We start from the raw sequence: 20,020 nt of genomic DNA on the forward strand, positions 1-20,020 counted from the left end.
TCATATCGGGAAGCGTGGCTGAGTAACCACCCAGCGCTGCGACTGCGCTTATCCACTTGTGCGATTCGCTCTTGACGTGTGCAAGTAACGCGCAGTTAAAGTCCCTTCACTTTGTGAAACTTGTGTGACTCCAGGGTGGGGACTGTGGAGTCGGGGAGGGTGTGCCATGCCTAAGGGCAGACGGCTGCGCGTTGTCGGAGCGGTGCTGTCCGCTGCGGTGACGGTGAGCGTGCTTGCGCCAACCGTCGCGATGGGTGCTGTCCCGGGCAGGGCATCTGCGGCTGCGGTGGCGGATGCGGGGACTTCCGAGGCACGGACCGCGCCGACCGAGGAGGAGGCGCTGGCTCAGGCCAAGCGTTCGGGTGAGCCGGTGGAGGTCCTCTCCCTGCGCGGCGTACGGGCGCGAGCTCACTAGCACCGACCTGACGGCCGACGTGAAGGTCACCACGACCGGCGAGCTCACCCGCACGACGCGCACCGACGGCCGCACCACGACAACCCTGCGCACTCCCGCCACTGGCTTCCCGACCACCACGAAGATCACCACGCCGCCGGCGAACGCCGGCGACGCGACCACGGCGCAGACCTCCACCACCAGCCACGACATCCGGCGCGGCCTGCCGCTGACCCAGGCCGACACCAACGACAAGGTCACCACCTTCGCCTACGACGCGCTGGGTCGCTCCACCAGGGTGTGGGCGGCCGATCGCCTCACCAGCCAGACACCGTCCTATGAGTTCACGTACAGCGTCACCGAGGGACAGCCCGTCGCGGTCGGCACCAAGACGCTGGGCAACGACGGCGCCCAACGCACCTCCTACCTTCTCTACGACGGATTCCTGCGACCCCGCCAGACCCAGCAGCCCGGCCCCGACGGCGGCCGCCTGCTGACCGACACCTTCTACGACGAACGCGGCCTCGCAGCCAAGGAGTTCGCCACCTACTACGCCGAGGGCGCCCCGTCCGCCGGTCTGTTCAAGCCTCAGGACGCTCTGAGCGTCGAGACACAGACCCGGAGTACCTACGACGGTCTCGGCCGCCCAACCGAGGTCCGGGAGATCGCCGGAAACGGGGACGGCGGCACCGTCCTGAACATCACCAAGACCATCTACGGCGGCGACCGCACCACCGTCATCCCGCCCGTCGGAGGTACCGCCACCACAACCCTCACCGACGCCCGCGGCCAGACCACCGAAGTGCGCCAGCACCACGCACGCAGTGCAGAGGCCGACTACGACACGACCAAGTACGCCTACACACCGCGCGGCGAGCTGACGAAGGTCACCGACGCGGAGGGCAACGCCTGGACCTACGGGTACGACCTGCTCGGGCAGCAGATCGCAACGAGCGACCCTGACAAGGGCAGCGCCACGAGCAGGTACGACGACCGAGGCCAACTGACTTCCACCACCGACGCTCGCGGCACCACGCTCGCCTATGTCCACGACGGTCTCGGCCGTCAGACCGAACTGCACAAGGACTCGCCGACCGGCGAGCTGCGCGCAAAGTGGGTCTACGACACCATCAGCGGAGCCAAGGGCCACCTCGCCGAGTCCACCCGCTACGACGGTGCCAACGCCTACACGGCCATGGTCGTCGCCTACGACCGGCTCTACCGCCCGCAGCGCACCTCTGTCACCGTTCCCTCCTCCGAAGGGGCATTGGCGGGCACCTATGTGACCACGACCTCCTACGGGGTCTCCGGCCTGGTCAAGGGCATCGGGTATCCGAAGGCCGGTGCGCTGGCGGCGGCGACCGTGGCGTACACACACGACGACGCGACCCTGTGGCCCACCGCCCTCAGCGGCAGCCAGGGCCTGCAGGCCGGCACCAGCTACAGCCTGACCGGCAAGCCGCTGCAGCACGAACTGTCCAACAGCGGCGGCAAGAAGATCTGGGCGACCAACACCTACGAGTGGGGCACCCAGCGCCTGGCCACCTCTCGCGTGGACCGAGAGAACGTGGCCGGCGTCGACCAGCACAGCACCTATCACTACGACGAAGCCGGCAACGTCCTGTCGGTCTCCGACGTCTCCCGCTCCGGCACCGACAACCAGTGTTTCACCTACGACGCGCTGCGCCGCCTGTCCGAAGCCTGGACCCAGGACGAGACGAGCTGCGCGGGCACGCCCAGCGGCAGCGTGCTCGGCGGGCCAGCCCCGTACTGGACCTCCTACACCTACGGCAAGACCGGCCAGCGTCTGACCGAGACTCGCCACGACACCACAGGCGGCGCGGGCAAGGACATTCGGCGGACCTACGCCTACCCCGAGCCGGGCACACCCCAGGTTCACACCCTCGACTCCATCACCGCGACCGGCCCGACGGGTACGTCCAAGGACACATACGACTACGACGCCGCGGGCAACACCACCAGCCGCACCATCGGCGGCGACGCTCAGACCTTGGCCTGGGACGCCGAAGGCCACCTGACCAAGGTGACGGAACCCGTCGAGGGCGGCAGCAGCAAGGTCACCGAATACCTCTACGACACCGACGGCAACCGCCTCATCGGCCGCACCCCGACCGAGACCACCCTCTACCTCGGCAGCACCGAGATCACCCTGCCCAAGGGCTCCACCACCCCCAAGGCCACCCGCTACTTCGACCTCGGTAACGGCCACCAGGCCGTCCAGGACGACGACGGCACTGTGTCTTTCACCCTTGCTGACCACCACGGCACCGCTCAACTCGCCGTCGACGCAGCCACCCAGCAACTCACCCAGCGCCGCTCCCTGCCTTTCGGCGGCACTCGCGGCGAGGAGGTCGCGGATTGGCCTGGCACCAAGGGCTTCGTCGGCGGCACCGATGACACCCGGTCCACCGGCCTCACCCACCTCGGCGCCCGCGAATACGACCCGGACACCGGACGCTTCCTCAGCGTCGACCCCCTCCTGGAGATCGACAAACCGCAGACCCTCAACGGCTACACCTACGCAGCCCAAAACCCCCTCGCCTTCACCGACCCCACCGGCCTCGGCCTGGCCTGCGGCTCCGGCTTCGAGGAGGGCTGCGGCACCGGAGTCCAGACCCGCGGCGACGGCAGTCTTTCCAAGAACGGCAACCCCACCGGCGGCGGGGTCCTCTACAAGCCTCCGGCCGGGAAGTCACAAACAGGCGGTGAGACGAACAGGCCGGTGACGGTTCAGCCTTACGGTCAGTCGGTCACCATCCAGGGTGTCTACATCCCCACCCAGGCGGAACTCGCCGCAACTTTCCCCTACTACCACGAGAACTTGGACTACCAGCACAACCTGGAGAACTGGGCACGCAGCCAATGCACGGGTGTGCTGACCGGCGATTTTTGCCACGCGGTGGGCGAACTTGGCTGGTTCGGTGGCCAAGCGAACATCGATGTCCGGGAAGTCCTCGGCGTACGTTCCTACGTTGACTGCTACAACGGCAAGGGCTGCAAGGAAGCGGCAATCGACGCAACCGTCAGTGCCGTCACCACCGGTCTCGGAAAGATCGCGAAGGTCGGCGTCACGTTCCTCAAACAGGCCATCAAACGAGGCGACAACATCCCCATCGGCTGCCTTGTCGCCGCGGCCCACAGCTTCACCGCCGGCACCGACGTCCTGATGGCCGACGGCACCAGCAAACCCATCGAGGACGTCGAGATCGGCGACAAGGTCACCGTCACCGATCCACACACGAACAAGACCACTGTCAGCGAAGTCGTCGCGACCATCGTCACCGAGGACGACAAGCACTTCATCGACCTCACCATCACTACCGACGACGCCACCGATTCCCTGACGACCACCACCACACACCCCTTCTGGTCAGACTCCGAAGGCGCGTGGGTCGAGGCCGACGCCCTCAAACCCGGAATGACCATCCGCACCGCCGACGGGTCCCCCGCGACGGTCCACACCACCCGCGAATTCACCCAGCACCAGCGCACATACGACCTCACGATCAACGAGACCCACACGTACTATGTACTCGCTGGCCAGACGCCAGTTCTCGTTCACAATAGTAGTTGCCCCGAGGTCGACGAAATATCTGAGAATATTTCGAAGCATGCCCTCGATTCGGCGAAGCGTCCCGACGGGGACGGTACCCACTTCGTGAGAGGTGTCGATGACGGAGCCCTCCCTTACTACGTCGATGGCGTGATCAATGGGAATGTTCCCAACGTCGAGACTAGATATCTTCGAAATGGTCGAGTCGGTTACTGGGACCCCGATAAGCGATCCGTCGTCATCGAAGATGGTGAAGGTGGAACGGTATTCACTCCCAAGGGCGGGAAGGATTGGTTTGACAATGTTCTCCGATGAACAGGGCGATCGAGGCGCCAGTCCGCCGGCTTCCGTCATCGTCCTCAGTGTCGACCAGTTCGAAGTGATCTTCCAGGTCACGTATCAGCTGCCCAATTTCCAGGAGTCCCGCCTCATGGAGCTTGGGTGTACGACGGCCGACCTGCAAACACTGGTTGGCGCGCTTCGCGAGATTGATGCTCGCGTGGCTGGAGCTTCGCGAGTCTGCATCTGGCTTCGTGACGATGAGGCGGAATTCGCCGTCGAGGTTCAAATTTCCTCAGGCGAGGTGAATGATGTAGGCGCTCCGGGCGCAGAGGTCATGGCGACTCTTCCGTTGCGAATCGGTAGACGCTGGTATGCGCTCGCGCAGCTCGTTGTTTCCGCTTTGGGGTCCCGGGAATTGTTCCTGCGGACGGGGTATGGGTCTGATGAGGTCCAGGCGGCGGTGGCGGGACTTGATTTGGATTAGTTCGCTGTACGGAAAACGACTGAAACGGATTCGGTAACAAATCTCATCAGGACGCTGACGAGAGCTGACCGCCTGTCTGGCGAACACGCTCAAGCACCGCAGAAGCCCCACCAGAATCGACTTCTGGTGGGGCTTCTCGGGCTTGTGACGGCAGTAGTTGACGGCAACGTCAGCGGACGGGCGCTGCGCAGAGCGGTGGTTCGTCGCTGTCCCCGGGGTTGCGGAGGGTGCGTCCGAGGAGGTCGATAGCGTCGCGCTGAAGACGGAGCCGGACGTGGGCGTAAACGGTGGCCGTGACGCCGATGTGGGCGTGGCCGAGGAGTTCCTTGATCACGACGAGTTCCACCCCCTGTTCCAGGAGGAGGGTCGCGGTCGAGTGGCGAAGGTCGTGGAAGCGGATGCGGCGGAGTCCGGCCCGGTCGAGCAGAGCGGTGAAGTGGCGGGTGAGGGTGGCTCCTTCGATCGGGGTGCCGTCGGGCCGGGTGAACACGTAGCCGCTGTCCTGCCAGGCTGTCCCTGTCGCATCGCGCTCCCCACGCTGACGGGTGCGGTGCTGTTCCAGGGAGCGCAGGCACGGCGTCGGCAGCGCGATGCGTCGTTCGGAGCTTTGGGTCTTGGTCGGGAGTGCGGTCAGGCCACCGGAGTTGGTGCGCTGGAGTGTGCGGCGGATGCTGGCGGTTCCACCGGCCAAGTCGAGGTCCTCCCAGCGCAGGCCGAGGAGTTCGCCCTTCCGGAGGCCGGTGCGCAGGGCGAGCTCGAACAGCGCCTGCAGCCGGTGACCGCTGGCGGCGGTCAGGAACTCGCGTGCTTCTTCGGCGGTGAGAGGTTCGAAGCGGCGGGGTCGGGGTGAGCCGGAGCGGACGTTGCGGGCGACGTTGCGCGGGATCTCCTCCTCGCGTACCGCGTGCTCCAGGGCGGACTTGAGCACGGAGTGGACGTAGGCGAGTGTCAGCGGCGAGAGCCGCCTGGAGCAGCACTTTCCGGCGGCGCAGCAGCGGGGCTCATCGCGGGCGGTGTCGAGGCCACGGGTGCAGCACTGACAGGTGGTGCGGAGCTGGTTGAGCCAGGTGCGGACGTCCTTGGCGGTGAGCTTGGCCAGCTTCTTCCGCCCGAGGCCGGGGATGAGGTAGAGCCGGGCGACGGCGGTGTAGCGGGTGTGGGTGTTCTCACGGAGCTGGTGAACAGCGACGTTCTCCAGCCAGTACGTCAGGTACGCAGCCAGGCTGCCCTGCGCGGAGGGGACGGGGAGTCCGCGGTTGCTGGCAGCGATCTTCTCGGTGAGCTTGGCCAGCGCTTCCTTGCGGGTGCTGCCGTAGACGCGGACGCGCTTGCGCGTGTTGCCGGGGGCGAGGACGTATCCAGCGGCCTCCCAACGGCTGTCCTTGCGCTGGTACACGGTTCCGTCGCCGTTCGCACGGCTGCGGCGGGAGACGGGGTTGTCGCGGGGCGTGGTCATCAGGCGGCGGCTTCCTGGTCGAGGCGGGTGCGGATGAAGTCGGTCAGGGCGTGGGTGGGGATGCGGCGGGCGCGGCCGAGGGTGATCGAGGCGAGCTGGCGGGTGCGGAGCAGGTCGTAGACGGCCGAGCGGCCCAGCTGGAGGCTTGCCATGACCTGCGGAACTGTCAGCAACTCCTCCGGCGTGCTGGGCCCCTGGTGGGGTGCGGTGGGTGCCTGCATGGTCATCAGCAACCCCCTTCGGTGATGAACTGCCGTGCGAGTTCCCTGCGGTGCCAGACGACGGCGGCGAGGAGCGCGGCGCCGGGGCTGTAGCCGGTGCCGAGGTAGGCCCAGTGGACGACGACGAGCGTGGTGTCCGGCTCGGGCTCGGGCAGGCCGGCGTAGACACGGGACTGGTCGGTGCGCCAGGCGCGGCGGGCGGCGCGCAGCGCGCCGAGGGTCGTGGAGTAGCTGCGGGACTTGGTGGAGAAGTGGCCCCGGAAGCCCAGCATGTGCGCCCACTTCCAGAGCTTCAGATCGGCGAACTCCGGTAGCTTGCCCAGCTCCCAGCAGGTGCGGATCATCTGCCGTACGTGGCGGGCGACGGCGAGGCGCGGCAGGGGCCGGGCCTGTCCAGTTCCGTCGCAGGCGGTGCAGGGGAGCGGAGTCCCGTGAGGCAGCACGGTGGCGCCGCGTCCCTGGCAGGGACGGCAGAACAGGGCGCGGTCGAGGGCGCCGGAGGCGTCGGCGGACTTGGTGGCGTACTTCGCCACGTAGGCGGCCACGGCCTGATCGGTGAGTTCGGCGTCGGTGCCGAAGGCGGCGATCTCGCGTACGTCGAGCCCCGGCTAGGGAGTTTCCAACTGGACGAGATCCTGCCGCACCCGGCCGGATTCACCCATGAAATCGCGTTTACGAACGGCTCCCTCTTCGTCGTCGCCGGCGATTTGGCGGCGACATGGGAAGAGGGGGGCCTGCGTAGAAGGAGGTAGCGGCGGGCTCCTCGGGCGGTGCGCCGCGGTGACCGAGGCCGCGTCGTTGGTGCGTCTTCGGTGGTTACGCCGCGCGGCTAATCGTCACCTCACGCGCTGGGTGTGCGGGGCCCGCCGGTCTTTATGTGGTGGAGGAGGTGGGCGAGGGGGGGCGGCGTTGTGGTGAGGATGGCGGCGGGGTCGTCGCTTTCGCGCAGGTGCAGGGCGGTCGGGGTGGCGGTGAGTTCGACGCAGGTGTTTCCCTCGCCTCCCTCCGAGAAGGAGGACTTCTGCCAGTGGGCGGGCGTGGCGGCGAGTTCGAGGCAGTTGTTGCCGTCGGCGCCGCCTGAGAAGGACGACTTCTGCCAGTTGCCGGGGGTGGTCACGACGCTCCTCACAGTTCCTTCGCAAGCCTGTGGATGAAGTCACGCGAACGTGCGGGTTCGAGTGATACCGCCTCCACCTTACGGAAGAGCGTTCGAAAGGCGCCGAGTTGGGATTCGGAGTCGATGAAGGCGGTGCCGTGGGCTGTGTCGCGAAGCGCGGTGTCCAGTTTGGGTACCGCGCCACCCGCGTACGTCATGGCGCTCCAGGCTCCGCCGAAGTCGTCCAAGTCGAAGGGGATGACGCGCACCGTGATGTGGTCCGCTTCGGAGAGTTCCAGGATGCGGGTCAGTTGAGTTCGTGTGGCGCTTCGGTTGCCGACACGGATACGCAGAGCCGCCTCGTGGATCACTGCTTCGTACGGGATGAGGGCCGGGCCCGTGATGATCACCTTGCGTTCCATGCGGTGGCTTACTCGCAACGCCAAGTCGTTGTCGGGGAGTTCGGGGACGCGGTACGAGAAGATGCCGCGAGCGTAGTCCTCCGTCTGAAAGAGGCCGGGGACATGCAGGAACTCGACGTCGAAACGGTACGTGGCGTGGTGCTCCAACTCGGCGATGTCCAGAAACGGAACTGGCAGCAGGCCCTGATACTTCTCCCACCAGCCGCGGGTCCGGTCCGTAGCCATCGCTACCATGGCCTCGGTCAACTCCTCGTCCGTGCAGGCGTAATTGGCAGCGAGCCGGCGAACGGTGTTCTCGCTCATGCCTACGACCCCGGACTCGATCTGGCTCAACCGGGCCGAGTCCGTTCCCAGAGCCGCGGCGGCTTCGCGTCCCTTGAGCCCTGCGGCCTCGCGCAGTTTCTGCAGCTCGGCGCCGAGACGCATCTGGCGCGCGGTGGGTTGCCGCCTGCGGGCCATGGATTCCTCCTCGTCTCAACGGCCTTGGAACGGTGACTCGTTCGGGGGCAGATTATGGCAGCGGGTTGCGCGAGACCAATTTTGGTCTCTACCGTCAGTGACGCGACGCACACGCTGCGGAACGTCGGGATTCCCGGAAGCGCACCACTCCGTCCTGCCAGGACGGCTGTGACACTGCCACTGCCCGGGCCCGCCGCGAACTCTCAACCCCCCACTCCTGGATCGGAGTTCACCCATGCCCAAAACCGAACCCTGGGAATACGTGCTCCACATCCCCCATGACGTCCGAGCGGTCACCGTCTGCCGCCGTACCGTCCGCTTGGTCCTCACGATGCACGGCCTGATCCGCCTGGCGGACGTCGCCGAGTTGCTGGCGGCGGAGCTGGTCTCCAATGCCGTACGGCATACGAAGGGCCCGGCGGCTCTGCGGCTGCACTGGCGGGACGGCGTCCTGCGTATCGGTGCGTGGGACGCGAGCCCGGTGCCGCCGCCGTACGACCTGACGGTTGCCTCCGACGCGGAGACGGGCCGCGGGCTCGGGCTCGTCCGGGCCTGCGCCGACGACTGGGGCTGGCATCCGCTGCGGCAGGGTGGTGACTGCGGCAAGTACGTGTGGTGCGACCTGTCCGCGGCGTAGGGGCCAGTGCTGGCCGTGGCCGGGTGGCGCCCGGACGTGAACAGCTCTCGGTGGGCCGAGATGGTCCATGCCGTGCGCGCCGAACATATGCCCGACGCGGAAGACCTGTTCGCCGAAGAGTGACAGATCCGGCCGAGCTGTTCACGGCTGAACGGATCTGAAGAGCCGTACGGGGGCCGCAGTCCCCTCAAGAACTCCGGCCCCGCTCGCAGCAGTCACCCCGAGGGTGGCGGCTGCTGCTCCTCCCCCTCCTCCGGCATCGGCGCCGGTGTCAGTGGTCGTAGCCACAGCCATGCCAGGAAGAACAGCCCCAGGGCGAGCATGCCCAGGCCCGTCCAGAGGTTGATGTTGATGCCCTCGGCCTTGTCGAGGTTGGCGTCGGAGACGGTGATGCCGGCGATCGTGACGATGATGCCGTAGAGGACGAACAGGGCGCCGATGATGCGGCGGATGTCGAAGAGGCGGGCGGCGGTCGCGGACTTGTGCTCCAGTTCCGTGACCGCGCGCTGGACGTCGCGCTCCGAGTACTCGGACATGGTCCGTCAGTCCTCCCTTGTGAGAAGCCGTGAGAAGCCGTGAGAAGCCGTCAGAAGTCGTCGGAAGTTGGCGGAAGGCGTCAGAGCGAGAACGAGAACGGGATGTAGCACGCCGCCGCCAGGATCACCGCCCCCCAGCCCAGCAGCGCCGGCTTGCGGTACCACGCGTCGTCGCCGGCGGCGGGCGGTTCGGCCATGCCGGGTGAGCGTGTGCCGTACACCAGGCCCTGGAGGTCCTCCTCCGGCTTCGGGGCGGTGAAGAGCGAGACCGCGACCATGACCACCGCGCCGGCTACGAAGCCCGCGATGGCCGAGACGAAGTTGGCGCCCTGGTCGGAGGGGATGCCGATGATGCCCTGCCGGTAGAACACGAAGTAATTCACCATCGCGGCCGTCGTGCCGGCCAGCAGCCCCCAGAAGCCCGACTTCATCGACGCCCGCCTCCAGAACATGCCGATGATGAAGACCACGAACATCGGCACGTTGAAGAAGGAGAAGAGGGCCTGCAGGTAGGCCATGATGTTCGAGAACGACGAGGCCAGGAACGCCGCGCCGATGGACGCGAGGACGCCGATCGCCGTGATCAGGCGGCCGAAGCGTACGTAGTACGAGTCCTCGCGGCCCTTCACCACGTACTTCGCCCAGATGTCGGTCGTGAACACCGTGTTGAAGGACGAGATGTTGGCCGCCATGCCCGCCATGAACGCCGCGAGCAGGCCGGTGACCGCGATGCCGAGGACGCCGTTGGGCAGCAGCGCCTCCATCAGGTACGGGATCGCGTCGTTGTACTGGAGGTCCGAGTCCGCCGTGCCGATCTTCGGGACCAGGACCGCCGCCACCAGGCCCGGGATCATCACCAGGAAGACGATGAAGATCTTCGGGAACGCGGCGATCAGCGGGGTGCGCTGGGCCGCGGACAGGTTCCTCGCGGACAGCGCGCGCTGCACCTCGGCGAAGTTCGTCGTCCAGTAGCCGAAGGACAGCACGAAGCCGAGGCCGAGGACGATCGTCAGCCAGTTCGCGCCCAGCGGGTTGGGGTCGCCGATGCCGGTACCGCCCCACGCGGTGACGAAGTTGTCGCCGTGGGTCGCCGTGAGCGAGTCGGTCAGACCGTCCCAGCCGCCGACCTTCTTCAGGCCGAGTACGGAGATCGGGATGAGCGCGGCGAGGATGACGAAGAACTGCAGCACCTCGTTGTAGATCGCGGACGACAGGCCGCCGAGGGTGATGTACGCGAGCACGAACAGGCCCGCGACGACGATCGCCACCCACTGCGGCCAGCCGAGCAGCGCCTCGACGACGATCGCGAGGGCGTAGAGGTTCACACCGGCGATCAGGATCGCCGCGAAGGCGAACAGGATCGAACTCAGCAGGTGCGCCGCTCTGTCGAAGCGCAGCAGCAGGAACTCCGGGACCGAGCGGACCTTCGAGCCGTAGTAGAAGGGCATCATCACCAGGCCGAGGAAGACCATGGCCGGGATGGCGCCGATCCAGTACCAGTGCACGGTGTAGACGCCGTACTGTGCGCTGTTCGCGGCCATGCCGAGGATCTCGGTGGCGCCCAGGTTGGCGGCGATGAACGCGAGCCCGGTGACCCAGGCGGGCAGCGAGCGCCCGGAGAGGAAGAAGTCGAGGCTTGTCTTGACGGACCGGCGTGCGGCGAAGCCGATGCCGAGGACGACGGCGAAGTAGATGCCGAGGATCGTGTAGTCGAGCCAGTTCGTGGGGAGCCGGAGCTCGGCGGCGAGGTGGGGCGGGAACCCGTCCGCCGGGTAGGTCCTGGCTCCCTCGGCCAGGTAGCTCCGGGCCCCGTCTGCCAGATACGTGGGGGTAGGCATGCCGGTATCTATGCCCCACGCGCCCCAGAAGGCTGCCCGTGGTTCACAGACGCCCCCCAAAACCCCACAGGCATTGACGCTACTGTTGCCTTGTGGTTTGTTGTGTTCGGTTATGTTTGAAGAGCCTCCAAGGTTGAAGAACCTGTAAGACTGGGCGCGGATGGGGAGTCCGACTGTGAAGAAGACCTCGACCCGGCTGGCCGACGGTCGTGAGCTCATCTACTACGACTCGCGCGACGACGTCGTGCGCGACGCGGTGGACCGGCGCCCGCTCGACCCGACCGTCACCACCTCCGAGGTGCGCCGCGACCCGCTGCTCGGCGACTCCGTCGCCATCGCCTCGCACCGCCAGGGCCGCACCTACCACCCTCCGGCGGGCGAGTGCCCCCTGTGCCCGTCCTCCGGTGACCGCCTGAGCGAGATCCCGGACTCCTCGTACGACGTCGTGGTCTTCGAGAACCGCTTTCCCTCGCTCGCCGGTGACTCCGGCCGCTGCGAGGTCGTGTGCTTCACCTCCGACCACGACGCGTCCTTCGCCGACCTGAGCGAGGAGCAGGCGGGCCTGGTCCTGGACGCGTGGACGGACCGGACGGCGGAGCTGTCGCACCTCTCCTCCGTCGAACAGGTCTTCTGCTTCGAGAACCGCGGCGCCGAGATCGGCGTCACCCTCGGCCACCCGCACGGCCAGATCTACGCCTACCCCTTCACCACCCCGCGTACGGCGCTGATGCTGCGCTCGCTCGCCGCGCACAAGCAGGCGACCGGCGGCGAGAACCTCTTCGACGAGGTCGTCGCCCGCGAGCTGGCGGACGGCTCCCGGGTCGTCCTGTCGAGTGACCACTGGGTCGCCTTCGTGCCGTACGCCGCGCACTGGCCGTACGAGGTCCACCTCTATCCCCGGCGGCGGGTGCCCGACCTTCTCGGCCTCGACGAGGACGCGCGCAAAGAATTCCCTCAGGTCTATCTGGAACTCTTGAGGCGCTTCGACCGGATCTTCGGAGCGGGGGAGCCGCCGACGCCGTACATCGCCGCCTGGCACCAGGCGCCGTTCGGGTCGCTGGAGGAGTTCGAGAGCGTCAACCGGGACGACTTCGCGCTTCACCTCGAGCTTTTCACCATTCGCCGAACTTCCGGCAAGCTGAAGTTCCTCGCGGGTTCCGAGTCCGGCATGAATGTGTTCATCAACGACGTGCCGCCGGAAACCGCGGCCGAGCGACTGCGAGAGGTAGCGAGTTCATGAGTGGGAAGTACTTGGTCACCGGCGGCGCGGGCTATGTCGGAAGCGTGGTCGCGCAGCACCTGCTGGAGGCCGGCCACGAGGTTGTCGTCCTCGACAACCTCTCCACCGGCTTCCGCGAGGGTGTGCCGACGGGCGCTTCCTTCATCGAGGGCGACATCCGCGACGCCGCCAAGTGGCTGGACTCCTCCTTCGACGCCGTGCTCCACTTCGCCGCGTTCTCGCAGGTCGGCGAGTCGGTCGTGAAGCCCGAGAAGTACTGGGACAACAACGTCGGCGGCACGATGGCGCTGCTCGCCGCGATGCGCGACGCGGGCGTCCGCAAGCTGGTCTTCTCCTCCACGGCCGCCACGTACGGCGAGCCCGAGACGACACCCATCGTCGAGACCGCGCCGACCCAGCCGACCAGCCCGTACGGCGCCTCCAAGCTCGCCGTCGACCACATGATCACCGGCGAGGCGAAGGCCCACGGCCTGGGCGCGGTCTCGCTCCGCTACTTCAACGTGGCGGGCGCGTACGGGGAGTGCGGCGAGCGGCACGACCCCGAGTCGCACCTGATTCCCCTGGTCCTGCAGGTGGCGCAGGGCAAGCGTGAGGCCATCTCCGTCTACGGCGACGACTACCCGACGCCCGACGGCACGTGCGTCCGCGACTACATCCACGTGGCCGACCTGGCGGAGGCCCACCTGCTCGCCGTGGCCGCCGCCTCGCCCGGTGAGCACCTGATCTGCAACCTCGGCAACGGCAACGGCTTCTCCGTCCGCGAGGTCATCGAGACGGTGCGCCAGGTGACCGGGCACCCGATCCCCGAGGTCATGGCCCCGCGCCGCGGCGGCGACCCGGCTGTCCTGGTCGCCTCGGCGGAGACGGCCCGCGAGCGGCTCGGCTGGAACCCGTCCCGCGCGGATCTCGCGGGGATCGTCGCGGACGCGTGGGCGTTCGCTCAGAACCGGGACTGAGGAGTAACGACGTGGGGCATGCGGTGGGGCACACTGAGGTTCGCGAGGGCTTCGAGGAGTTGTACGGGGCGGCGCCGGACGGTGTCTGGGCCGCACCGGGCCGGGTCAACCTGATCGGCGAGTACACCGACTTCAACGAGGGCTTCGTGATGCCGCTCGCCCTGCCGCACACGGCGGTCGCGGCCGTGGCGCGGCGCGGTGACGGCGTGCTGCGGCTGCACTCGGCCGACATCGAGGGGCCGGTCGTCGAACTGGACGCGGCGTCGCTGGAGCCCCTGGCCAACGCCGGCTGGGCCGCCTACCCGGCGGGCGTGGTGTGGGCGCTGCGCTCGGCGGGCCACGCGGTGGGCGGCGCCGATGTGCACCTCGCGTCGACGGTCCCCACGGGTGCGGGCCTGTCCTCTTCCGCCGCCCTCGAGGTCGTGACGGCGCTCGCCCTCAACGACCTGTACGAACTCGGCCTCACCCGCCCCGAGCTGGCCCGCCTCGCCCAGCGCGCCGAGAACGACTTCGTCGGCGTCCCCTGCGGCGTGATGGACCAGACGGCCTCGGCGTGCTGCACGGAGGGGCACGCCCTGCACCTCGACTGCCGTGACCTGTCCATCCGCCAGGTCCCCTTCGACCTGTCCGCTCACGGCCTTGAGCTGCTGGTCGTCGACACGCGCGTGAAGCACGCGCTGGGCGACGGGGCGTACGCCGAGCGGCGTGCGGGGTGCGAGGAGGGCGCGCGGCTGCTCGGGGTCTCGCATCTGCGGGATGTCGCGTACGGGGAGCTCGACGCGGCGCTCGCGCGCCTGTCCGACGAGCGCGTACGCCGCTACGTGCGCCACGTCGTGTCCGACGACCACCGTGTGGACCAGGTCATCGCCCTGCTGGACGCGGGCGACGTCCGCGCCATCGGCCCCGTCCTGACGGAGGGGCATCTGTCCCTGCGGGACGACCTGCGTATCTCCTGTGATGAGCTGGATCTTGCGGTCTCCGCGGCCAATGCCGCCGGCGCGGTGGGCGCCCGGATGACGGGCGGTGGCTTCGGCGGTTCCGCCGTCGTGCTGGTCGAGTCCGCCGACGCGGACACGGTCACCAAGGCGGTGACGGAGGCCTTTGCCGCGGTGGGGTTCACTGCGCCGCGGGTGTTTCCGGCGGTGGCCTCGGCGGGGGCGCGGCGGTTGAGCTGAGGCAGGGCTTTTTTCGCCCCCTCCGCCCCTACCCGTCCCGTACCCGGGGGCTCCCCCCAGACCCCCGCTGTCGCGCTTCGCGCTCGTCCTCAAACTCCCCCAGAGGGGGTACCCCCAGACGGGCTGAACCTCCTCAGCCTCTTCGTCAGCGTGTACTCCGTGATCCCCGGTGGATAGTCCGGGATTTCGCACACCACCTCGTAGCCCCGCTTCTTGTAGAAGTCGGGGGCCTGGAAGTCCCAGGTTTCCAGGCGTGAGTTGAGGCAGCCGCGGTCCTCGCGGGCGATGCGTTCGGCCTGGGCGAGGAGGTGGGAGCCGAGGCCCGTGCCGCGGTGGGGCTCGTCGACCCAGAGGTAGGTGACGTGGAGCCAGGTCGTCCAGGTGTGGCCGACCAGGCCGCCCGCCAGGCTCCCTGTCTCGTCCAACGCCCAGACGTGGAGGGGGCGTTCGCGTTCACCTGAGGTTCCGCGCAGGGCGCGCAGGACCGCGGACGCCGCCGTGTTGGTGTCCCGTAGGCGACGGCGGAGCAGATCCCGGCGGTCGTTGTCGACTCCTGTCTCAATACGAAACATACGGCTCACCATAAACGCGCTGGCAGGCCAGTTCTGCGAATTGCCTTCCGCTCCCCGCCCCCGGCCGTACTCTGATGAACGGCGCCGGTGGGGGCTGGTGCTGATCAGGGGGCGAGACAGTCGGGTACGACGCCCGAAGTGGGGGTAGCAGTTCCAGCACGGCGGCGGCCGTGCGGCTGCGGCACCCCGCTTCCGAGCCGTTCGAGCGGCTCTGGATCACTTCGGGCGCCGTACCCGCACCGGCCGTCCCCCGACAGTGGGGGTTTCAGTGGTTCGCATCCGAGTACTGGTCGTCGACGACCACCGCATCTTCGCCGAGTCGCTCGCGGCCGCCCTCGCGGCCGAGCCCGACGTCGACGTGTCCGCGGCCGGCAGCGGCCCCGCCGCACTGCGCTGCCTGGAGCGCGCGGCGGCGGAGGGCCGCAGGTTCGACGTACTGCTCGTCGACGCCGACCTGGGCGGCCAGCTGCCCGGCCCGCGTCCGGCGGCCGTCCCCGTCCAGGACAGCAACGAGGACGGACTGGTGGACGGGATCTCGCTCGTCGCCGGTGTGCGGTCCGGGCAGCCGAGCGTACGAACGGTCGTGCTCGCCGAGAAGGACGATCCACGCCGGGCCGCCCTTGCCCTGCAGGCGGGGGCCTCCGGGTGGGTCGCCAAGGACTGTTCCCTGTCGCGGCTGCTCACCGTCATACGGGGAGTGCTGCGGGACGAGACCCATCTCCCGCCGGCCCTGCTCACCGGCGTCCTGCGCGAACTCACCGCCGCGCGCAAGCACCGCACCGAGAGCGAGCGGCTCGTCGAGTCGCTCACGCCCCGGGAGCGCGAAGTGCTGCGGTGCATGGTCGCCGGGCTGGGCCGGAAAGCCGTCGCGGAGCGGCTGTTCCTCTCCCCGCACACCGTCCGTACACATATGCAGAACGTGCTCGGGAAGCTCGGCGTCCACTCGACCCTCGCCGCCGTAGCGCTCGCCCGCCGCGCCGGGGTCGGGCCCGTCGACCTGGGGTCTGCCGGGCGGATCAGGCCGGAGGAAACCAACAGCGCCTGATCAACGCGGCGAGCGGGGCCAGGTGTGCGTGCCAGGTCCCGCGTCTCCGGCATGATCCGCCCGGTGGGCCCTCAGCCGGGGATGTTGTCGAACGGGGCGGTCAACTGGCGTAGCAGGGCCGCCAGTTCGATCCGCTGGGCGCGTGACAGTTCCCCGAGGATCGCACGCTCCTGGTCCAGCAGGCCTGCCAGGGCCTGGTCCGCGCGGTCGCGGCCCTCGTCCGTCAGACGTACGAGCACGCCTCTGCGGTCGCTCGGGTCGGGGAGGCGCTCCACCAGGCCCTTCTTCGCCAGCCGGTCGATGCGGTTCGTCATCGTGCCCGAGGTGACCAGGGTCTGGGTGAGCAGTTGGCCGGGGGAGAGCTGGTAGGGGGTTCCCGCGCGCCGCAGCGCCGTCAGGACGTCGAACTCCCAGGGTTCCAGGCTGTGCTCGGAGAACGCCAGGCGGCGGGCACGGTCCAGATGCCGGGCCAGTCTGCTCACCCGGCTGAGCACCTCGAGCGGTTCCACGTCGAGGTCAGGGCGCTCCCGGCGCCACGCTCCGACCAGCCGATCGACCTCGTCCTCCATGAGGATCATTGTAATGGTTCTGTCGACATGAAGTCTCTTGATGTCGACCCTCTTGTTGTTGAATCTCTTGATATCGAGATTCTATGCTCGGGGTATCGCGTACGGCTGACAGCGACCGACCTCGAGGAGGCTCACCCATGCCTGCCGCCACCTGGGATCCCGCCCAGTATCTCCGCCACGCGGAGCACCGCACCCGCCCCTTCGCCGACCTCCTCGCCCGCGTCCCCGCGCTGCCCCGTGACCCGGCCCGCATCGCCGACCTCGGCTGCGGCCCCGGCAACGTCACCGTCCAGCTCGCCGAACGCTGGCCCGCCGCGCACATCACCGGCTACGACAACTCCCCGGAGATGCTCGCCAGGACCGAGGAGTACGCCGGCCCCACGTCCGGCGGCGGCCGGCTCGACTTCGCCCACGCCGACCTCACGACGTGGGTGCCCCCGCAGACGTACGACCTGATCGTGTCGAACGCGGCGCTGCAGTGGGTGCCGGGGCATCTCGGCTCCTTCCCGGCCTGGCTCGACGCACTCGCCCCGGGCGGCACCTTCGCCTTCCAGGTTCCGCACAACATCGACGCGCCCCTGCACGCGCTGTTGCGCGAACTCGCCGCCACCGCCCGCTGGAAGGGCCGCGTGGAGGGCGTACTGCGGCACGAGGACTCCGTCCACGATCCTCTGGTGTACCTCGACCGGCTGGCCCGCCTCGGCTGCCGCGAGGTCGATGTGTGGGAGACGGCGTACCTGCAGGTGCTGGCGGGCGAGGATCCGGTTCTCGACTGGGCGAAGGGCACGGCACTGCGGCCCGTCCTCACCGTCCTCGCCGAGGACCCGGAGGCCCGGGATGCCTTCGTCGCCGAGTACCGGGATCTGCTGCGCGGCGCCTATCCGGCTCAGTCGTACGGGACTGTCCTGCCGTTCCGGCGGCTGTTCGCCGTGGCGCGGAAAGCGGGGTGACGCTTGCCGCCGAGAGGGTTTTTCGCCCCCTCCGCCCCTTCCCGTCCCGTCCCCGGGGGCTGCCGCCCCCAGACCCCCGCTGTCGCGCTTCGCGCTCGTCCTCAAAGGCCGGACGGGCTCAGAACCAGCCCCTCCGCGCTGAGGACGTCTACGCCTTGCGGTGGCCTATCAGGCGTGGCTTCGGCTCCAGGCCGTCCAGGCCGTGCCAGGCGAGGTTCACCAGGTGGGCGGCGACCTCGGCCTTGCGGGGTTTGCGGACGTCCAGCCACCACTGGCCGGTCAGGGCGACCATGCCGACCAGGGCCTGGGCGTACAGCGGGGCCAGTTTCGGGTCGAAGCCGCGGCTTTTGAATTCGCGGCCCAGGATGTCCTCCACCTGGGTGGCGATGTCCGAGATCAACGACGCGAACGAACCCGTCGACTGGGGGATCGGGGAGTCGCGGACGAGGATGCGGAAGCCGTCCGTGTACTCCTCGATGTAGTCGAGGAGGGCGAAGGCGGCCTGTTCGCACAGTTCGCGGGGATGGCCGGCGGTCAGGGAGCCGGTCACCATGTCCAGCAGGCGGCGCATCTCGCGGTCCACCACCACCGCGTACAGGCCCTCCTTGCCGCCGAAGTGCTCGTACACCACCGGCTTGGAGACCCCGGCCTTCGCCGCGATCTCCTCCACCGACGTGCCTTCGAAGCCCTTGGCCGCGAACAGGGTGCGGCCGATCTCCAGCAGCTGCTGACGGCGCTCGGCACCGGTCATGCGGGTGCGGCGCGTGCGCCGCGGCTTTTCGTTGCTGCTCGGGGTTCTGCTGGAGTCGGTCGCCACGCCGTCAATCATGCCGCGTCAGCGGTTTCCGGCTTGCGCGGGAGCCGGACGGGTCGGGGTTGCGGCGGGAATCGATACGCGACCGTGACGGCCAGCGCACGTCGTACGCCCAGCCCAGCTGCTCGCACCAGCGGATGATCCGCGCCGAGGAGTCCAGCTGGCCGCGCTGCACACCGTGGCGCGCCGAGGTCGGGTCGGCGTGGTGCAGGTTGTGCCAGGACTCGCCGCAGGAGAGCACGGCCAGCCACCACACGTTGCCCGAACGGTCACGCGACTTGAAGGGGCGCTTGCCGACCGCGTGGCAGATCGAGTTGATCGACCACGTCACGTGGTGCAGCAGAGCCACCCGTACGAGTGAGCCCCAGAAGAAACCGGTGAAGGCGCCCCACCACGACATCGTCGCCAGGCCCCCGATCAGCGGCGGCAGCGCGAGTGACAGCAACGTCCAGTAGATGAACTGGCGGGAGATCGCACGGATCGCCGGGTCCTTGATCAGATCCGGCGCGTACTTGTCCTGCGGAGTCCGCTCCTCGTCGAACATCCAGGCGATGTGTGCCCACCACAGGCCCTTGATCAGGGCCGGAACCGTCTCGCCGTAGCGCCACGGGGAGTGCGGGTCACCCTCCGCGTCGGAGAACTTATGGTGCTTGCGGTGGTCGGCGACCCAGCGGACCAGGGGTCCCTCGACCGCCATCGAGCCGGCGATGGCGAGCGCGATCCGCAGCGGGCGTTTCGCCTTGAAGGACCCGTGCGTGAAGTAGCGGTGGTAGCCGATCGTGACGCCGTGGCACCCCAGGTAGTAGAAGAAGACCAGCAGGCCGAGATCCAGCCAGCTCACCCCCCGGCCCCAGGCCAGGGGCACCGCCGCGACCAGCGCGAGGAACGGGACGATGATGAAGAGGAGAAGGGTGATCTGTTCGAGTGACCCCTTCTTCTCGCCGCCCAGCGTGGCGGAGGGGAGGGAGGTGTCGTTGTTCGCCTGTGGGGCGTCGTCGATCACATCGGAGCTCGTGGTCATGGGCGTCCCCTGTGGGGTTTCGAGGGTGTGGAGAGTGGCCGAGCGCGGAACACCAGGGTCCGCCCTCCGTCTGACGGGAAGACCTACGGCTCCGTAACCTACGGCGTCGTAAGTATGGCAGCGCGTAGCTTGGCGGCAAGAGCCCGTGAGCCTGCGCGTCCCTGTGGACACCTATCCTTGGAGTCGGTCGGACAGCGCGGTCCGTTCTGTTTTCTTCCCGGATGCCACGTCCCTAAGCGGCAACCGCCGCGCGGTCGCCACCCGGGTTTCCTCCCAGAC

The 20,020-nt window shown here is 68.4% G+C and carries 17 protein-coding genes and 3 pseudogenes; 9 read left to right on the forward strand and 11 right to left on the reverse strand.

All coding sequences use genetic code 11. The annotated features are described in order from the left end of the window. The first annotated feature begins 166 nt into the window (after positions 1-166). The 3 genes and pseudogenes from C4B68_RS42500 (at position 167) to C4B68_RS23435 (ending at position 4,734) form a co-directional block, all read left to right on the forward strand. A complete protein-coding gene (locus C4B68_RS42500; RefSeq protein ID WP_206337088.1) occupies positions 167-415 on the forward strand; it encodes a hypothetical protein in 249 nt (82 codons plus the stop codon). Further along, positions 396-4,283, forward strand: a pseudogene (locus tag C4B68_RS23430) (polymorphic toxin-type HINT domain-containing protein); the annotation flags it as partial. The gene C4B68_RS42500 and the pseudogene C4B68_RS23430, both read left to right, overlap by 20 nt. Continuing rightward, entirely contained in the window at positions 4,270-4,734 is a 465-nt protein-coding gene (locus C4B68_RS23435; protein ID WP_099501870.1) for a hypothetical protein, read from the forward strand. The pseudogene C4B68_RS23430 and the gene C4B68_RS23435, both read left to right, overlap by 14 nt. Before the next feature lie 169 nt (positions 4,735-4,903). Here the strand turns inward: C4B68_RS23435 and C4B68_RS23440 are convergent, their stop codons facing one another. The 5 genes and pseudogenes from C4B68_RS23440 to C4B68_RS23460 form a co-directional block, all read right to left on the reverse strand. Continuing rightward, positions 4,904-6,190 (reverse strand): tyrosine-type recombinase/integrase, encoded by a 1,287-nt coding sequence (locus C4B68_RS23440; protein ID WP_099501868.1) that lies wholly within the window; start codon positions 6,188-6,190, stop codon positions 4,904-4,906. Continuing rightward, positions 6,190-6,417 (reverse strand): helix-turn-helix domain-containing protein, encoded by a 228-nt coding sequence (locus C4B68_RS23445; protein WP_180289249.1) that lies wholly within the window; start codon positions 6,415-6,417, stop codon positions 6,190-6,192. Before C4B68_RS23445 ends, C4B68_RS23440 begins: the two co-directional genes overlap by 1 nt. After that, positions 6,417-7,013: pseudogene (locus C4B68_RS23450) on the reverse strand (replication initiator); the annotation flags it as partial. The gene C4B68_RS23445 and the pseudogene C4B68_RS23450, both read right to left, overlap by 1 nt. A gap of 239 nt (positions 7,014-7,252) precedes the next feature. Further along, complete coding sequence (locus C4B68_RS23455; RefSeq protein ID WP_099501867.1) at positions 7,253-7,528, reverse strand: DUF397 domain-containing protein; 276 nt, start codon at positions 7,526-7,528, stop codon at positions 7,253-7,255. A gap of 8 nt (positions 7,529-7,536) precedes the next feature. Continuing rightward, on the reverse strand, positions 7,537-8,388 hold the full coding sequence (locus C4B68_RS23460; protein ID WP_099501865.1) for a helix-turn-helix domain-containing protein: 852 nt from the start codon (positions 8,386-8,388) through the stop codon (positions 7,537-7,539). Positions 8,389-8,623: 235 nt separating this feature from the next. Here C4B68_RS23460 and C4B68_RS23465 point away from each other — a divergent pair, with 235 nt between their 5' ends. Beyond that, complete coding sequence (locus C4B68_RS23465) at positions 8,624-9,025, forward strand: ATP-binding protein (protein ID WP_099501863.1); 402 nt, start codon at positions 8,624-8,626, stop codon at positions 9,023-9,025. 215 nt (positions 9,026-9,240) lie between these two features. On the opposite strand, the gene C4B68_RS23470 is transcribed toward C4B68_RS23465, so the two are convergent. Further along, positions 9,241-9,561, reverse strand: a complete 321-nt coding sequence (locus C4B68_RS23470) for a hypothetical protein (protein ID WP_099501861.1) — start codon at positions 9,559-9,561, stop codon at positions 9,241-9,243. An 80-nt stretch (positions 9,562-9,641) separates the two neighbouring features. Continuing rightward, entirely contained in the window at positions 9,642-11,399 is a 1,758-nt protein-coding gene (locus C4B68_RS23475) for a sodium:solute symporter family protein (protein ID WP_240634447.1), read from the reverse strand. Between the two features lie 175 nt (positions 11,400-11,574). Between C4B68_RS23475 and galT the strand changes: the two genes are divergently transcribed. From galT to galK, 3 genes are read left to right on the forward strand one after another with little or no spacing between them, the layout of a single operon-like run. After that, a complete protein-coding gene (galT, locus tag C4B68_RS23480) occupies positions 11,575-12,639 on the forward strand; it encodes a galactose-1-phosphate uridylyltransferase (protein ID WP_099501859.1) in 1,065 nt (354 codons plus the stop codon). Beyond that, on the forward strand, positions 12,636-13,595 hold the full coding sequence (galE, locus tag C4B68_RS23485; protein ID WP_099501857.1) for a UDP-glucose 4-epimerase GalE: 960 nt from the start codon (positions 12,636-12,638) through the stop codon (positions 13,593-13,595). The genes galT and galE overlap by 4 nt, the downstream gene beginning before the upstream one ends. Positions 13,596-13,606: 11 nt before the next feature. After that, complete coding sequence (galK, locus tag C4B68_RS23490) at positions 13,607-14,770, forward strand: galactokinase (RefSeq protein WP_373682218.1); 1,164 nt, start codon at positions 13,607-13,609, stop codon at positions 14,768-14,770. Between the two features lie 89 nt (positions 14,771-14,859). On the opposite strand, the gene C4B68_RS23495 is transcribed toward galK, so the two are convergent. Then, complete coding sequence (locus C4B68_RS23495; protein WP_180289248.1) at positions 14,860-15,354, reverse strand: GNAT family N-acetyltransferase; 495 nt, start codon at positions 15,352-15,354, stop codon at positions 14,860-14,862. Positions 15,355-15,610: 256 nt separating this feature from the next. On the opposite strand from C4B68_RS23495, the gene C4B68_RS23500 reads away from it, so the two are divergent. Beyond that, on the forward strand, positions 15,611-16,387 hold the full coding sequence (locus C4B68_RS23500) for a LuxR C-terminal-related transcriptional regulator (RefSeq protein ID WP_099501853.1): 777 nt from the start codon (positions 15,611-15,613) through the stop codon (positions 16,385-16,387). Between the two features lie 71 nt (positions 16,388-16,458). On the opposite strand, the gene tamR is transcribed toward C4B68_RS23500, so the two are convergent. Next, positions 16,459-16,956, reverse strand: a complete 498-nt coding sequence (gene tamR / locus C4B68_RS23505) for a MarR family transcriptional regulator TamR (RefSeq protein ID WP_099501851.1) — start codon at positions 16,954-16,956, stop codon at positions 16,459-16,461. A 137-nt stretch (positions 16,957-17,093) separates the two neighbouring features. Between tamR and C4B68_RS23510 the strand changes: the two genes are divergently transcribed. Next, complete coding sequence (locus C4B68_RS23510) at positions 17,094-17,906, forward strand: trans-aconitate 2-methyltransferase (RefSeq protein ID WP_099501849.1); 813 nt, start codon at positions 17,094-17,096, stop codon at positions 17,904-17,906. Positions 17,907-18,054: 148 nt separating this feature from the next. Here C4B68_RS23510 and C4B68_RS23515 read toward each other — a convergent pair whose 3' ends face one another. Both C4B68_RS23515 and C4B68_RS23520 read right to left on the reverse strand, forming a co-directional pair. Then, positions 18,055-18,735: a TetR/AcrR family transcriptional regulator gene (locus C4B68_RS23515; protein ID WP_099501847.1), complete on the reverse strand. Its 681-nt coding sequence runs from the start codon at positions 18,733-18,735 to the stop codon at positions 18,055-18,057. Beyond that, positions 18,732-19,741: pseudogene (locus C4B68_RS23520) on the reverse strand (acyl-CoA desaturase). The gene C4B68_RS23515 and the pseudogene C4B68_RS23520 overlap by 4 nt, the downstream one beginning before the upstream one ends. Between the last annotated feature and the right edge of the window lie 279 nt (positions 19,742-20,020).

The organism is Streptomyces dengpaensis (assembly GCF_002946835.1).
Classification (GTDB): domain Bacteria; phylum Actinomycetota; class Actinomycetes; order Streptomycetales; family Streptomycetaceae; genus Streptomyces; species Streptomyces dengpaensis.